This is a genomic window from Flavobacterium sp. CF108, from assembly GCF_900129795.1.
Taxonomy (GTDB): domain Bacteria; phylum Bacteroidota; class Bacteroidia; order Flavobacteriales; family Flavobacteriaceae; genus Flavobacterium.
The window spans coordinates 123397-139167 of the sequence record NZ_FQWW01000012.1; the positions used below are offsets into that span (position 1 = coordinate 123397).

The 15771-nt window shown below is 32.8% G+C and carries 10 protein-coding genes; 3 read left to right on the forward strand and 7 right to left on the reverse strand.

The window, feature by feature from the left end; all coding sequences use genetic code 11:
- Nucleotides 1–86: 86 nt before the first annotated feature.
- Nucleotides 87–1433, reverse strand: a complete 1347-nt coding sequence (locus BUE10_RS23390; protein ID WP_073489506.1) for a sigma-54-dependent transcriptional regulator — start codon at nt 1431–1433, stop codon at nt 87–89.
- Between the two features lie 50 nt (nt 1434–1483).
- On the reverse strand, nt 1484–3925 hold the full coding sequence (locus BUE10_RS23395; RefSeq protein ID WP_073489508.1) for a sensor histidine kinase: 2442 nt from the start codon (nt 3923–3925) through the stop codon (nt 1484–1486).
- A gap of 164 nt (nt 3926–4089) precedes the next feature.
- On the opposite strand from BUE10_RS23395, the gene BUE10_RS23400 reads away from it, so the two are divergent.
- Complete coding sequence (locus BUE10_RS23400; RefSeq protein ID WP_143056010.1) at nt 4090–6108, forward strand: sigma 54-interacting response regulator; 2019 nt, start codon at nt 4090–4092, stop codon at nt 6106–6108.
- A 175-nt stretch (nt 6109–6283) separates the two neighbouring features.
- Here BUE10_RS23400 and BUE10_RS23405 read toward each other — a convergent pair whose 3' ends face one another.
- A complete protein-coding gene (locus tag BUE10_RS23405) occupies nt 6284–7069 on the reverse strand; it encodes an alpha/beta fold hydrolase (protein ID WP_073489510.1) in 786 nt (261 codons plus the stop codon).
- A gap of 358 nt (nt 7070–7427) precedes the next feature.
- Between BUE10_RS23405 and BUE10_RS23415 the strand changes: the two genes are divergently transcribed.
- Nucleotides 7428–8660, forward strand: coding sequence for a polysaccharide deacetylase family protein (locus BUE10_RS23415; protein WP_143056009.1), 1233 nt, complete (start codon nt 7428–7430; stop codon nt 8658–8660).
- Between the two features lie 254 nt (nt 8661–8914).
- Here the strand turns inward: BUE10_RS23415 and BUE10_RS23420 are convergent, their stop codons facing one another.
- From BUE10_RS23420 to BUE10_RS23435, 4 genes are all read right to left on the reverse strand, one after another.
- On the reverse strand, nt 8915–12454 hold the full coding sequence (locus BUE10_RS23420; protein ID WP_073489516.1) for an ABC transporter permease/M1 family aminopeptidase: 3540 nt from the start codon (nt 12452–12454) through the stop codon (nt 8915–8917).
- 4 nt (nt 12455–12458) lie between these two features.
- Nucleotides 12459–13343, reverse strand: a complete 885-nt coding sequence (locus tag BUE10_RS23425; protein WP_073489518.1) for an ABC transporter ATP-binding protein — start codon at nt 13341–13343, stop codon at nt 12459–12461.
- Nucleotides 13344–13459: 116 nt separating this feature from the next.
- Nucleotides 13460–13666, reverse strand: a complete 207-nt coding sequence (locus tag BUE10_RS23430) for a helix-turn-helix domain-containing protein (protein ID WP_012024053.1) — start codon at nt 13664–13666, stop codon at nt 13460–13462.
- Nucleotides 13667–13668: 2 nt separating this feature from the next.
- Nucleotides 13669–14184 carry a DUF2975 domain-containing protein gene (locus BUE10_RS23435; RefSeq protein ID WP_073489519.1) on the reverse strand — a complete coding sequence of 172 codons (516 nt, stop codon included), beginning with the start codon at nt 14182–14184 and terminating at the stop codon, nt 13669–13671.
- Between the two features lie 174 nt (nt 14185–14358).
- Here BUE10_RS23435 and BUE10_RS23440 point away from each other — a divergent pair, with 174 nt between their 5' ends.
- A complete protein-coding gene (locus BUE10_RS23440; protein ID WP_073489521.1) occupies nt 14359–15375 on the forward strand; it encodes an LLM class flavin-dependent oxidoreductase in 1017 nt (338 codons plus the stop codon).
- Nucleotides 15376–15771: the final 396 nt, after the last annotated feature.

The following is a 15771-nucleotide window of genomic DNA, read 5'->3' on the forward strand; positions in this document are numbered from 1 at the left end:
CAAAACCTTGTAGGTATTCTATTTAAGTGCAAAATATTAAATTGTTTAAAAATCTAAACCTACAAGGTTTTGAAAACCTTGCAGGATCACGGCTGTATATTATATTCTTCTAGTTTTCTATACAAAGTCGCAATCCCAATTTCTAACAATCTAGCCGTTTCTGCTTTATTTCCTTTAGTATAATTTAAAACCTTTTGAATATGAAGTTTCTCAACACTCTGCATGGAGAAAGCTGACATAGGTTTGCTGCTTTTTTCGGCTGGATGCTGCATTTCATATGGTAAAACATCTGAAGTTAAAGTATCACCATTACTCAAAATAACCGATCTTTCGATAATATTTTTAAGTTCGCGGATATTTCCCGGCCAGGAATAGTTTTCTAATTTCTGCAGAAAATCATCACTGATATGTAAAGTTTTTTTATTCGTTTTTTCAGAAAACTGTTTCACGAAATGATGCGTCAAAACACCAATATCTTTGATTCTTTCTCTTAATGAAGGCAATTTAATTTCGAAGATATTCAAACGAAAATACAAATCAGAACGGAAACGATGTTCATCACTTTCTGTTTTTAAATCTCGGTTTGTAGCTGCAATTAATCTAAAGTTTGATTTTTTTGGAGTTGTGTCACCAACGGGAATATATTCAGAAGTTTCTAAAACACGCAACAATTTGGCTTGAAGATCAATTGGCATTTCACCAATTTCATCCAGAAATAAAGTTCCGCTGTTTGCTTCTTCAATAAAACCTTTTTTATCTTTTAAAGCACCGGTAAATGCCCCTTGTTTATGACCAAAAAGTTCGCTTTCTAAAATTTCTTTGCTGAAAGTACTGCAGTTTAATGCCACAAATGATTTACCGACGCGATTGCTGTTTTCATGAATGGCCTGTGCAAAAACCTCTTTTCCCGTTCCTGTTTCACCTGTAAGTAAAACGGTCGAATCTGTTTTGGCAACTTTTTGGGCGAGATCAATAACTTGTTCAATTCCTTTCGATTTGCCTACAATGGTACTAAAGGAATATTTATCGTTGATACGTTTTTCAAGCTGCTGCACTTTTTTCTGTAAATGAACTTTTTCAACAGCTTTATAAAGAAGCGGAATAATTTTATCGTTGTCATCGCCTTTTACAATATAATCAAAAGCACCGTTTTTCATCGCCTGAACACCGTCGGGAATATTTCCAAAAGCAGTTAACAGAATAACTTCCGTAAACGGAAAACTTCCTTTTATGTTTTGAAGAAAATCAACACCATTTCCGTCAGGAAGTTTCACATCACATAAAACAACATCAATATCCGTTTGTTCCAGTTTTTTAAAACCTGATTTTAAATCTTTGGCTTCGATAACTTCAAATCCTTCCGATTTTATAATACGCGCCAATAGACTTCTCAGTTTTTCTTCGTCGTCTATAATTAAAATTTTATGTGTCATTTGCAGATAAGCTAAAACCGAATTGGTATTTTGATGTACAAATTTAGGTTTTAAATCACATTCCTTTTTTGGTTCAGAGGAAATTCTTGCGAAAATTCAATTTTCAAAATCGTTCCGTTATTATTTTCCATTGTCAATTTTCCGTCAAGATCATCCGTTAAACCTTTTATTAAGCTCATTCCAAACGAGTTTGCTTTCGTGTTGTTGAGGTTTAGATCAAAACCAATTCCGTTATCAGAAATCGTCAACACATATTGATTTTCAGCTTTCGTTTCAAGCGTTATATAAATCATTCCGGTTCGATCATCAGGGAAAGCATATTTAATAGAATTCGTAATCGCTTCATTTAAAATCAACCCAAGCGGAACGGCATGTGCCACATCTAATTCCAGCGGATCAATTTTTACTTCGAAACGAATTCTCTGTCCAAGCGAAAAAGATTCTCGTAAATATTCGACTAATTCCTTAATATAATTCGGCATATTAATCGTCGAAATATTCTCAGAATTATATAGTTTCTGATGAATCAAGGACATCGAATGAATTCTGTGCTGACTATTTTTTATAGCCGACAATGCCATATCATTTTCCAAATAAGCCGATTGCGAATTCAATAGGCTAATTACAGTTTGCAGATTGTTTTTTACACGATGATGAATTTCTTTCAGCAGCCATTCTTTCTCATCCAGTAAATGTTTCAGATTAATGTTTTTCTGGTTGATTTCTTTTTCCTTGATTTCAAGTTTGGCGTGATTACGTTGTTTTAACCGGTATCGGTTATATAATAATCCAATGGTAATCAGTAATAAAATCAAACTCCAGATCGATACACTATTTAAGAGTTTCGATTTTTGCAGTTCGCTTTTTTGCAATTTATCCTGATCATTTAAAAGTTTAATTTTTTGCTCTTTATTAGCTGTTTCGTATTCAATTTTTAACTCGTCAATTTGCTTGTTTTTGTTAATACCGCTAGTAGAATCACTAAGTTTTTTTACATTCCGGTAATGCTCTAAAGCACCAAGATAATTGCCGTTAAGCGAATCAATTTTATATAAAGAGTATTCAAAAATTTCTGAGTTGTAAGGTTTGTTGTGAGTTTTACAGAGTGTAAAAACTTTATTGGTATAATATTTTGCTTTTTGAGCGTTATTTATAAACGAATAAAAATAAGCCATACTTGCGTAACAATGTACAACTTCTCGAAAGGTTTCGGGAGTATTTAATTGTTGAGCATAAGAATCCATTTCGATAAAATATTTTTCTGCTAAATCATATTTTTTTAATGCTCCATAACAATTTGCTCTCGCATAAGCTACCAGCATTTTATCAAAAATACTTTGCGGAGGATAATCAGCAGTTATGGTGTCGATATAAGCAAGAGCTTCTTTGTTTTTTTTCTTTAAAGACAAAGCAGCGACGGCGCTTAAAAAACTTTTATACCAAGTGCCGGTGTTTAGAGTTTGACGTCCAATCTTAATGCTTTTTTTATACAATTCAAGTGCTTCTTCATTATGCCCGTAGGTGTTATATACATCGCCCAGACGTGTATAAAAAATTTCAGCAAAAGTATAATCCTTTTCAGCTTCCATTCTTTTAACACTCTTTAATGCATAATATAGAGCAGTTGGAATATTGTGCTGACCCAGTTCAATAAAAGTTATAGTTGTTTCTGCAAATTGCTGATGTGTAAAACCAATTTTTCGTAAATCAACTAAATTTTGATACAATCTTTTTTTAGCTTTATTTACTTTATTTGTCCAAAAATAGATTGTCGTGATTTTGGTGTAATTCTCTATTCTCTTTTCTTCTAAACCTAAAGAAGCATAAAGTGAAACAGCTTCCTGAAGTATTTTTTCTTTTTCGGGATCAAGATTGAATAAAAGAGTTCCGTAAGTATCTAAAGCTTTGGCAAGACCTAATTTGTCATTTTGTTTTCGGCATTCATCTATAACCAGCAAAAATATTTTTTTTCCTTCTGCCGGATTACTTGCCTGATAATAATATTTGCCTAATAGCAGTAAACTTTGATGCTGCCATTTTTTGATTTTAAACTGATTGCCTGCCAAAACTGCTTTATCAATATAGAGTTTTGCATTTTGTAGATCTTGTGGTTTAGTTCCGGGTTTAAAAAGATAAAAACTTCCTAATTGAAGTAATAATTTAATTTGGTCTTCACCTTTTGATTTAGCCAAAAGCTTTAGTACAGAAGTGATGTTTCCTTTATCTATGAACTCACTCCCAATTAATTTTGTGCCATCATTAAAACCCTCAGTATAGCTTAATGAAACAGGCAATTTGTAAGCTTTGCAGGCAACAACTACAGCACTATCGACATCTATTGCACCTTGATTGGCATTAAATAAATATATAGAACAGCTTTGTATCAATAGTCTTTTTTTAGCAAGATCATATTTAGCAACGGCAGGGGCTATTTGTGCAAATAATGAATTGGTAATTAACAAAATCAAATAGAAAGTAAGCGGTCGTTTCATAATTTGTTAAAAATTAGTTTTTTGGATTGGTTTTAGTAAACAAATATAGAAATAAAGAGGTGTGCTTTTTTTGAAAAATATCAAGAAAATTCACATTAAATGTGATTTTTTTTGATTTAAATTTTCAAAAACACTGGAATTACTGGTATTATTTAACTAATTTTATGCCAGTGAATTATGAAGATTATAATATAAATAATACTACATTTATGGGAACCTTGTCTGATAAAAGCACCCAATCTGACGAAACCGACTATCAAAAGCAAATATTAATTGTTGAAGACCAATTTATTGAAGCGCACGACTTGCAGTTAATTCTGGAAAAAGCAAACTATAAAGTTATAGGAATTGTGCGTTCTGTCGATCAGGCTTTGGATGTAATTCAGACCCAAAAACCAGATTTGGTATTTTTGGATATTATGCTCAAAGGAGATAAAAACGGAATTTATCTGGCACATATTTTAAAGGAAAAAAATATTGGCTTTATCTTTATTTCGGCAAATTCAAGTAAGAGAATCCTGGATCAGGCCAAAACCACACAGCCATACGGATTTATTGTAAAACCTTTTAGAGAACAAGATATTCTAACAACGCTCGAAATTGCTTTTTACAGACAAAAATACAGTCTCGAATCGCAGTTAATGCAGCAATTAGAATTGAAAAATGAGATTACAGAATTAATCAATTCAAACCTAAAACTCGAAGAAGCTTTATTGGCTTTTGCCAAAATAATCCAGACTTTTATTTGCTTTGATTATTTAGAAGTTGGATTTGTAAATGCAGAACAATATTCGAACCTCGGAATCATCCGAAAAAATATCGACCAATACCAAATTATCAGCGTACAAAAGTTTTCTCAAATTGCCGATATATCCATAAAAGAGTTAAACGAAACTTACATAAAATCTCAAATAGACATAAAACCAATTATTTACAGTGAAGAATCGCTGATTAATAATTTTCAGGCCGCGCCGATAAAAGGAATTATTTCGCATAATTTCGGAATCAAATCGTATTTGGTTTTTCCGCTTTCAATTGCGGTTTCGCAGCGTTTTTGTTTTACTTTTTACAGTCGTAATTTTAATGTTTATTCTGATGAAAATCTAAAACTGTTATCTAATTTAGAAAATACATTTTCGCAATTTATTTCTCGTTTTTATTCGCCTGCAGCAATAATTTTAGAGACAAAAGAAACTCCACAGAAAAAAGAAAAAACGGAAAACATAAAATCTGGTTTTGAGGGAATAATTGGCAACAGCTCCCAAATGGTAACGGTTTTTAACTACATCAAAAAAGTAGCACCATCAGATACTTCGGTTTTAATTTTAGGAGAAAGCGGTACCGGAAAAGAGAAAATTGCCAAAAGCATTCACGATTTATCGCCAAGAAAAGAGAAACCATTAATAATTATAAATTGTGGTGCGATTCCTGAAAACCTTGCTGAATCACTGCTTTTCGGACATGAAAAAGGTGCTTTTACAGGAGCTTTAGAAAAACGAATTGGAAAATTTGAATTAGCAAATGGTGGAACAATTTTTCTGGATGAAATAGGAGAGATGCCGTTAGAACTTCAGGTAAAATTATTGCGTGTTTTACAAGAACGTGAAATTGAACGTGTTGGTGGATTGATGCCCATAAAAATTGATGTCCGCATTATTGCTGCAACCAATAAAAATCTGGAAGAAGAAGTTGCTGCCGGGCGTTTTAGAATGGATTTATATTATCGTTTGCACGTTTTCCCAATTTTGGTTCCGTCATTAAAAAAACGAAAAGAAGATATTCCAGAACTGGCAGATCATTTTATAAAAATTTATAGCGAAAGAACAAACAGAAAAATGCCAACACTTTCTGAGAATGCCTTACAGCAAATAACAAATTACGACTGGCCGGGAAATATTAGAGAACTCGAACATCTTATACAGCGTACATTATTGCTTACAGAAGGAAATATAATTAAAGCAATTGAATTTTCGCCTTCGTCAAAAATGCACGCACAGCAAAACACTGATTCGTTTTCGATTAAAACCATTTTAGAAAATGAACGGGATTACATTTTATATATCCTTAAAAAATGTAATGGAAAAATCTCTGGTGCGGGCGGTGCAGCCGAAATTCTGGATATTCATCCTTCAACCTTAAATTCAAAAATCAAGAAATTAGAAATTAAGCGAGAAATAAGTTAGCGGGGTTCTCTACATAAAATATAATTAAACACATAGAAACATAGTCTTTCTTTATCTATAAAAAGAAAATCAAAAGAAACTAGTTTCTAACACATAGTTCTATGTTTGTCAATGCAAGTGAAATGCCTTTTAGCAGTAGCAAAACCTATGTTTCTATGTGTTTACATTAATTAAGTTAAGTAACTTTCTCAATCCATTTTGCCACACATTCTGCGACTTCCTGCCATTCGCTTTGAATAATTACAAAATGATTTTTGTTTTTGAATTTTTTGTAACAGGTTATAGAATGTAAATTTCTGTGTTTTTTAAAATTCCAATGAACCAATTTTTGGGAAATGATTTGATCTTCAGAACAAGAAATAAAAAACAACGGAACATGTTTTTTTCTAAAATTGATTTTAGCATTTTTTGAAAATAAATTCCGCAACGCTTTTTTAGATTCGGGAATTATAAATTTCTCATACTCCATTTTTTGTTTTTCAATTGAAACAATATTAAAGAATGCAGCTTTCCAATTTTCGAAGGATAAAATGAAAGTTTTTTTAGAAGAAAAAATATTGAACGAAAAAGGCATAATATTTTTATAAAACGAAAATTTTAAAGTCGTAAAACCTTTTGGCGGAAAAGGATTGATACAAATTCCTGCCTCGGCCAGATCTTTCTGAACCAATAATTGTACTAAAAGCCCACCATAAGAATGTCCAACTAAAATAGGTTTCTCAGGAAGTTTTTCAATGATTTCGGTATAATAACACAAAAGATCAAATAAACTGATCGATCCAATTTTTACGCACGGGTTTAGTTTTCTTAAATTTTCAGCTGAATCATTTTTATGAAGCCATGGCGGAGCTACAACTTTGTATCCTTTATTTTCAAAAAAAGCAAGCCATTCTTCCCAATAAAAGTGACTTACAAAAGCTCCCGAAATAAACACAATTGTTTTTGTATTAGATAGATACATAGCAGGATTTTTTAATTGTATTTTAAAATACAATCTACATGCCCTTTTGCGAAGTATTGATTATAAAGGATTTTCTGCTATTTTGAATTATGGAGAACTATTATATTTCGTTAAATACGTTTAATGTGTTGAAATATCAACTTTTAAAGCGATAAAATTTAGAACACTGATTTTACGGATTCACTTCGTGAAAACGCGGATAAAAACGGATTTTTTATTTCTGTTTTATCATTTAAAAAATCAAATCTGCGTCAATCAGCGTTTTCGCGAAGCGAATCCGTTTTATCCGTGTGCAATTATTACACTCAAAACTTATCAATTATCTTGTATCTTTAAAATCTCTAATTCTAATCCTAAAATGAAAATACCACATTCCCAAATAAAACTCTTTTTATTCATTTTTGTTCTCCTGATTAATTCGGTTTCACTTTGTTTTGCAAATGAATTCAATACTAAAATTGATTCTTCAAAAACGAAAACCATTTCCTTTAAAATTAAATTGAAATCAGACAATAAAGTCAAAATAAAACCAGCTCCTTTAAAATTCAATAAACATTTCGCATACAGTTTTACGTTAGATGATGGATATAGATCTGCTTATTTAACAGCATTTCCGTTATTGAATGGAGGAAAAATTAGCAGTCCAGATAAAAACGAATGGAAAATTGATCAAGGCGGAGACGGAACAACTTCAAAAGGTCTTTTTTATTCAGATGGATTCGGAAATAAAATTCCATTTAAATTGGCTTTGGCAGTAAACGGCGGCGTAATTCGTGATTTACCGGCAAACCGCGGACATCTTTCATGGCCTGAAATTAAAGAAATGTACAATGCAGGCTGGGATATCCTGAATCATGGTTTTCACCACGCAACAAAACACGGCACAAATTATTTGACAGAAGTAACCGAAAATACCACTTCGATAAAACAAAATCTTGATTTTACCATGTCGCATTTTGTGGTTCCAGGCGGAGAAGGCGATGAGAAATATTATTTGGAATATGAAAAAGAGGCACTTAATAACGGATATTTTTCTGTAGCTTCTTATTATGGTGTCGGACCAGTTTTTAATGTCGATTCAAAAGTAAATTTAGATAAAATGATTACGGTCAGAACTTTTGTGCAGAGTTCAAAAGACACGACTAGTTTTAAAACGATGGATCGTTATCTAAAAACGATGGATTCAATTGTAAAACAGCCTAATACAATTTGGTTTAATGAGTTTACACATGGAACCGGAAATACAAATTTGTGGAGTCTAAGCATGCGTTTTCATGATTTTAAATACTATATCACAACGCTTGCCAATAAATATGGCGCAAAAGGAAAAGATTCTATCTGGATGGCGCCGTGGCAGGAAGTTTACGAATATATTTGGTTAAGAGACAGAATCAAAGTCGATTACAAGCAAAAAAATAAAGAAATAGAAGTTACGATTGAATTGCCTGAAATTCCAGAAAACTTTCGTTACCATGATATTTCATTAGCAGTTGATACTTCTTCAAAATTTGAAATCGAATCAAATAAAGGTTTAAAAATTAAAAACGACGGAAAAACAACTCACAAACAGATTTTGATTCAGCAGAAGTAAAAGTTTTTTACCACAGATTAAAAGGATTAAAATGATTTTTTTTGCCACGAATTACACAAATTTCTCTAATTCCTACTTTTTTGACTGGTTTTTATTTCAAACATAGCCCGTGGTTTCAACCACGGGTACACAATATATAATTACACCCGATTCGTAACGTTTCTCGCGGTTGAAACCGCGAGCTATATTTTGAGCATTTGCGAAAAACTAAAATTAAAAATTAGTGGAAATTAGTGGAATTAGTGGCAAAAAAACTAATCAATCTCCTTTTCGTTGTCTTTTATAAAAGTATCGATATTCATTAAATACGGATCAATAACAATGCGTTGAGGTTTTGTTTTGAGTTTAACTTTGCCTTCAATTTTATTGTTTTTGATGGCAAAAGGATAAAGAAACAATTTTCCATTTTCATCATAAATACCAATATCTATTGTGGGATCATTTGGAATTTGTCTGCGTTCTCCCGTTGCATTTTCCATATACTTTTTAGAATCAGCTTTAAATGAAACTTCATAAAAACCATTCTTTTTACTACTTGAAACCGATTCTATTTTTGAAGAATAAGTAATAATCTGCTTAAACATTTCATCTAATTTAGCATGCAGTTTTTGATCTGTCACAGCATAAATCTTTTTTAATAAATCTTCAGAATCAGGAAACGGGTTTGGATATTTATAATGATTCAGAAAATTTTTCAAAGCCAGATTTACCTTTTCTTCACCAATTAAAATCCGAAGCTGATACATCACCAACATTCCTTTATCATAAGGTAAATGCGGCGTATCATAATTCGTTTTATACAAAGGCGTTTCAGGATCATAACTTCGGCTGCTCAAATATAAATCGAGATGAATTTTTAAAGTTTCGAGCGCTTTTTCCAAACCATGTTCTTTTTCATACAACATCAGTTCCGTGTATTGCGCCAGAGTTTCAGTCAAAATCCAGCTTCCTTCTTTTTGTTCCGGACTAATCTGTGAATTTCCCCACCATTCGTGCGACAATTCATGTGCCGTTAATTGATTAATTACATCTTCCTTATCCTTGTTGTTGAGGTTGCTGTAAAATCCAAAATTCTCTTTCATAAAAACCGTCGACGGATAAGAAGTCGCAGCAAATCCATCGGCGAAAGCAGAAACTTCGGCATAACGAATGGTTTTGTATGGATATTTTCCAAAATTATTCTGGCAATAATCTAAAGTATTTTTTACATCCTGAATTAGTTTTTTGATGTTTCTCGAATGTCTTTTATCATAAAAAACTTCAATAGAAATACCTTTATAATCTGTTTTTTTGATTTCATATTCGGCAGAAGAAAAAGCAAATCGAAACGGAATCCTGCCATTAGATTTATAATGAAAATAATTGCGGTTGTCTTTTTTCCATTTCCCAATTAAATCTCCAACACCAATCGCGGTTTGATTTTTAGAAGTCGAAACCACAGCATCATAATCAACAAAATCATATTTAATTTCCGATTTGTCTTCCAGTTTTTTAAGAGGCGTCTGCGGTTTCAAATGTCTTTTTGCCCGTTCTTTTTTACTGCTGATTTCATTCGATTCCTGATAACCAAAAAGTGGAAAGTAACGGCTTATTCGCATAAACGATCCATTTTCGATTATAGAATTAAAAGCCGTGTGTCCTTTAAATGGCGACCATGATGACTCAAAAGAAAAGCTTATTTTTATTTTCTGCTGAGGTTCTAAAGGCTTTTCCAATCGATACCAATAATGGTGAAATGCCGAAACATCGTCCAGATTTTTAGAATTCGGAATTTCAACAGAAGTCAGTTTCGAATTTCGATCTATATATAGGAGTAAACTATCAATTGGTTTTTCAGAATTATTAATCAATTCATAACTGCCTTTTACTTCATAACGATTTTCCTCAGGGAATAAATCGACTTTACTTTTTACAAAAACAATTGTAGGCTGTGGCAGATTTGTATATTTTTTGAATTGCTTTTCATATTTATCGCTCCAGTTATTCTGATCGTCTTCGCTCAAATACGGATATTCAATATTAGTTTTATAAAAAAGATAACTTCCAAAACCAATAAAAAGAATAATTCCTAATGAGAAAGTTGCTTTTTGAATGGCATTGCAGGAATTTCTTCGGAAGGTTTTTACGATTGAAGCATTTCTTTTCCATAAAATTCCAGTCAAAGTAAGAAGCAGTAAAGCCAATCCAAAATTGTACAACATCGAAATATGAAATGGATAAGTGTATTTTCCGAAACCATTGATATCAAAATATTCTCTTTTAAAAGCATCTCCAAATCGAAGTAAAGGATGCGAAATTCCCAATTGTTCTCCAATTCCCGTACAAAACAAAATACAGACAAAAGAAGCAGCCGAAAGTCCGATGTATTTATTTTTAATAAAAGTCTGAATCGCAATTACCAAAATCGAAATCAGCAACAACGGAAATCCGAGATAATAAAACAAAGAAATATAAAGACCCATTTCGATTGGAGCATTGGCATTAGCTGTCTGAAATGCACATCCAATCAATATACTAATGCTGATGATGATTAGCGGAATGATAAAAAGTGCTGTCAGTTTGGATAGTAAAACTATGAACTGAGAATAAGGTGCGGTATTTTCCAGCATTTCAAATCTTGAATTTTCGCTTCGGTTTAATAATTCACTGCTGTAAAAAAGCAGAATTAAAATCAGAATAAAAGGAAGGCGATCCATTATGGTGGAAATCATCAAAGCAGTATCTGTAATTTTTTCCGCTAATCGGATTCCGCCGTCAATTTCATCCGAAATCTCAATCATCAATAATCCAGAAAACAAAAAAACAATCAATAAAAACGGAATTCCTTTTAAAACTAAGAAAATATCCAGTTTGATATTGCTTTTAAAAACAGCAAAATTATGCCTGAAAGTTTTGAACTCGATGTTTTGTGGAATTTCCGAAGAAAGGACTTTTGCTTCTTTTGAAATAGTTTTAAGCGTTTTTATCTTTTTAGTTTTCGTTTTTCGGAAGGAAAACAATCGATACGAAACAAAAAGTAAAAGTATCGCAATAGAAATCCAAAGAATTCTATTGAAAAGAAAGTTCCCCGAAAACGAAACCAGTTCGGTATTTTTTTGAATTGAAGTCCAATATCTCGTTTGCTCTAAAAATGCTGCCAAACCAAACGGATCTATTTTTGCCGCCAAAGACATGGCTTTCGCCGAAGATGGAGAAGCATTCGCAAATATCGGCGAATTAGAAAAAATCGAACCCGCGATATATAAGATATAAATTAATAAACCGCCAACATAAATAAAAAGTTTACTTCGCGTAAGCCAAGCCAAAGCCGTCAATATAGAAAGACACAGAAAAATATTCGGAATCACAATTACAAAATACGGCCAGAGATAATTTATAATTTCAAAAGGGCCAATCTCGCTTTTAGAAAGCCACGACATTTGATGTCCAAAGATCATTCCTGCGATAAACACCCCAAAAGAAACTACGGCGATTATAAACGCAGTAATAAATTTAGGCGCCAAATAATGAAACTTAGAAATAGGAGAGGAGAAAATAATCGAATCGAATTTCGTTTCATATTCCTTTAAAAAACTTTGCGCGACCTGAAGTGTAATCGAAAATATCGTCATTAACGAAATCAGCCCAATCGCATACGTAAGCACATACGGACTATTTTTGTAAGCGCCCGAAAAAGAAAAATTCGCAAAAGCACTCACAAAAAATCCTAAAACCAAATAAATAATAAACATGGCATAAAAAGTCCAGCTTCTGGTATTGTTATGCCATTCAAATTGAATTAATTTAGAAAGCATAACACTAATTTTTAAGTTGATTTTGAGCTAAAACACTAAAATAAACATCGCTTAAATCTGGCGATATCAATTCGAAACCAGAATCTGGCCGTTCATCTGAGAAAACATGAATATTGATTTTTCCTGAATTTAAGTTGGACGAAATGATATTGAAGTTCAATTGATGTTCTTTTAATTCTGCTTTTTCAATTGCCTTCATCCAGATTTTATCTTTCAAAGAATCAATCGCTTCGTTTGGTTTTCCTTCCAAAATCAATTTTCCGTTAGAAATAATTGCCATTTTTGGACATAAATCACGAACGTCTTCTACAATATGAGTTGATAGAACTACAATAATGCTTTCGCCAATTTCACTTAATAAATTATTAAATCGGTTTCTTTCTTCCGGATCAAGTCCAGCGGTTGGTTCATCCACAATAATTATCTTCGGATTTCCCAATAATGCCTGAGCAATTCCAAAGCGCTGACGCATTCCGCCTGAAAAAGAATGAACCGCTTTATCTTTATGCTGTAATAAATTGGTCTGCTGTAATAAATACAAAATTTGATCGTGTCGTTCCTTTTTATCGACAATTCCTTTTAAAACTGCCAGATGATCGAGCAGGCGATAAGCGGAAATTTTAGGATAAACACCAAATTCCTGTGGCAGATAACCCAGATTTTGTCTGATAAAAATTGGGTTTTCCAGAATATTAATTCCGTTAAATTCAATAATTCCCGAAGTGGATTCCTGCAAAGCCGCAATAGTTCGCATTAAAGTCGATTTTCCAGCGCCGTTCGGCCCTAGTAAACCAAACATTCCGTTTGTAATTTCAAGCGATAAATCGTCAATCGCTTTTGTACCGTTCTCATACGTTTTGCTGAGATTTTGGATTGATAAACTGTTCATTTTTTGATTGATTTTGATGATTGAATTAAACTATGATTTGAAAAAATTAGGCAGTAGAATACCTGTCGGCTTCAAAAACCGATTTATTTAGGAGTGAAATAAGATTTAAAAGAAAGCTATTCTGCCACGTATTCTAAAATATCGCCAGGCTGGCAATCCAATATTTTACAAATAGCTTCGAGAGTGTCAAACCGAATTCCTTTTGCTTTTCCAGTTTTTAGAATCGATAAATTGGCAGGTGTAATATCTAATTTTTCTGCCAACTCTTTACTCTGCATCTTGCGTTTGGCAAGCATTACATCAACATTTACAATTATTGGCATAGTTATATAAATAAGTCTTGTTCGTTCTGAAGGTTTAAACCTTGTTTAAAAATGGCGGCTAAAAAGTAAGCAAAAACACCAAGCATTCCGTGCAACAGAATAAAAAGCGAAACTTCATTATCCAATGGAACAAAAAAGAAAGCTATAAATATCACAATACCCGGAATTAATAGATTAGATAAATAGAAACGCCTTAAATGAGAAATTCCATTTGGAGTAAATAATTTAGGCTGAAAAAATACTTTAAAAACATTACTGCTCAATAAAAAGAAAAGTCCGTACAAACTCAGCGGAGCCAAAAAATCAAAAAGAATATAAGGCAGATTGTAATCCCCAAGCATTAAAGGATGAGAAGTAAAAGGATAACAAACCTGAAAATACTTTCTGTTGTCCTTAAAAGTCAAAAACAATCCCGTTATCAAAGTAAAAACAGAATATGAGGCCAAAAAGAAATAAACAACAGCCAAAAATCGGGTAAAGTAAAATAATATTCTAGATACAATATGAGTTGTCTTCATATATTGAAAAGTTAGATTGATATTGCAAATGTATAATTAATTATCGTAAAACAATAATTAATTATTAAAAATTACATTTTTGAAACGTTTTGGAAATATTATAAATCTATTAACATTAGAAAACAAAAGGCATCCATATAAATGAGTTAATTTTGCATATTAGCATTTTTTTATATGAAAAACCCAATTTCAGTCTCATTATTAGACCTCGCTATCATCACTCAGGATAGCAACGCTTCAGAAACATTTCAAAAAACAAAAGACATAGCGCAATTAGCAGATACTTTAGGATACAAGCGATTTTGGCTTGCAGAACATCACAATATGGCACACGTTGCAAGTACAGCAACAGTGGTTTTAATTGGTTATGTGGCAAGTCAGACCAAAAATATCCGTGTAGGTTCTGGTGGAATTATGCTTCCGAATCATTCTCCTTTAGTAGTTGCAGAACAGTTTGGAACTCTGGAAACACTTTATCCAAATAGAATCGATTTAGGTTTAGGAAGAGCGCCTGGAACAGATCAGCCAACTGCCGAAGCCATTCGAAAAGACTTTTTTGAGCAAGCACAACGTTTTCCGCAAAACGTAAGCAAACTTCAAGAGTATTTTTCAAGTGAAAATGAAACAGGAAAAGTGCGTGCATTTCCAGCCGAAGGTTTAAAAGTTCCAATTTGGATTCTAGGATCAAGTATGGATAGTGCAGCCTTGGCAGCAGCTTACGGATTACCGTATGCCTTTGCCGGACACTTTGCTCCAAAGCTGATGATTCAGGCATTTGAATTTTACCGTCAAAATTTCCAAGCCTCAGAGTTTCTAGACAAACCAAAAACAATGGCCTGCGTCAATATCATTGCGGCAGACACAAACGAAGAAGCAGAACTATTGTCTACAAGTTTGTATCAAATGTTCCTGAACTTAATTAGAAACGACCGCAAAGGTTTACAGCCGCCGGTTCCGTCATTAGATGATATCATGAACGAACAAGAACGTTTCCATGTCAATCAAATGACAGCCGGAACTTTCACAGGAAACAAAGAACAATTAATAACCGATTTGAAAAAGTTCATTGACTACGCGAGAATCGACGAACTAATGGTAACCAGTCCAATCTTCGATCATCAGGCAAAACTAAAAAGCATTCAAATCACAAAAGAAGCAATTGACAGCCTAAATGAAAGTATACATATATAAGTATACTATATATAAGAGTAGATTTCATTCCCACAACCCGACAGGTTTTCAAAACCTGTCGGGTTTGTTTTTTATACATATATATAAGTATAGAATAAATTGAATCCCAATTTTCCGTAGAGAAGCACAGCAGTGCGTCTACGTCACGTATAAAATGCAGTGCATCGATACAGGAAATCTAATTCACGAACATTATGTCCGGCTGAGCGAAGTCGAAGCCTTTTAACTTTGTTTTGATGGAGCTATTTCCCGCTATCCGTTTCAATCTTTTATTTTGAACCCCAAAATAAAAGGATTTCCACTTCTATCGGGGCTAGTGCATGAGTTTTCAGAAGAAAATTTGCGAAGGAAAAGACATTTCCAGAAGAAAAAACAAAGAAAAAATAGAAACTTAGC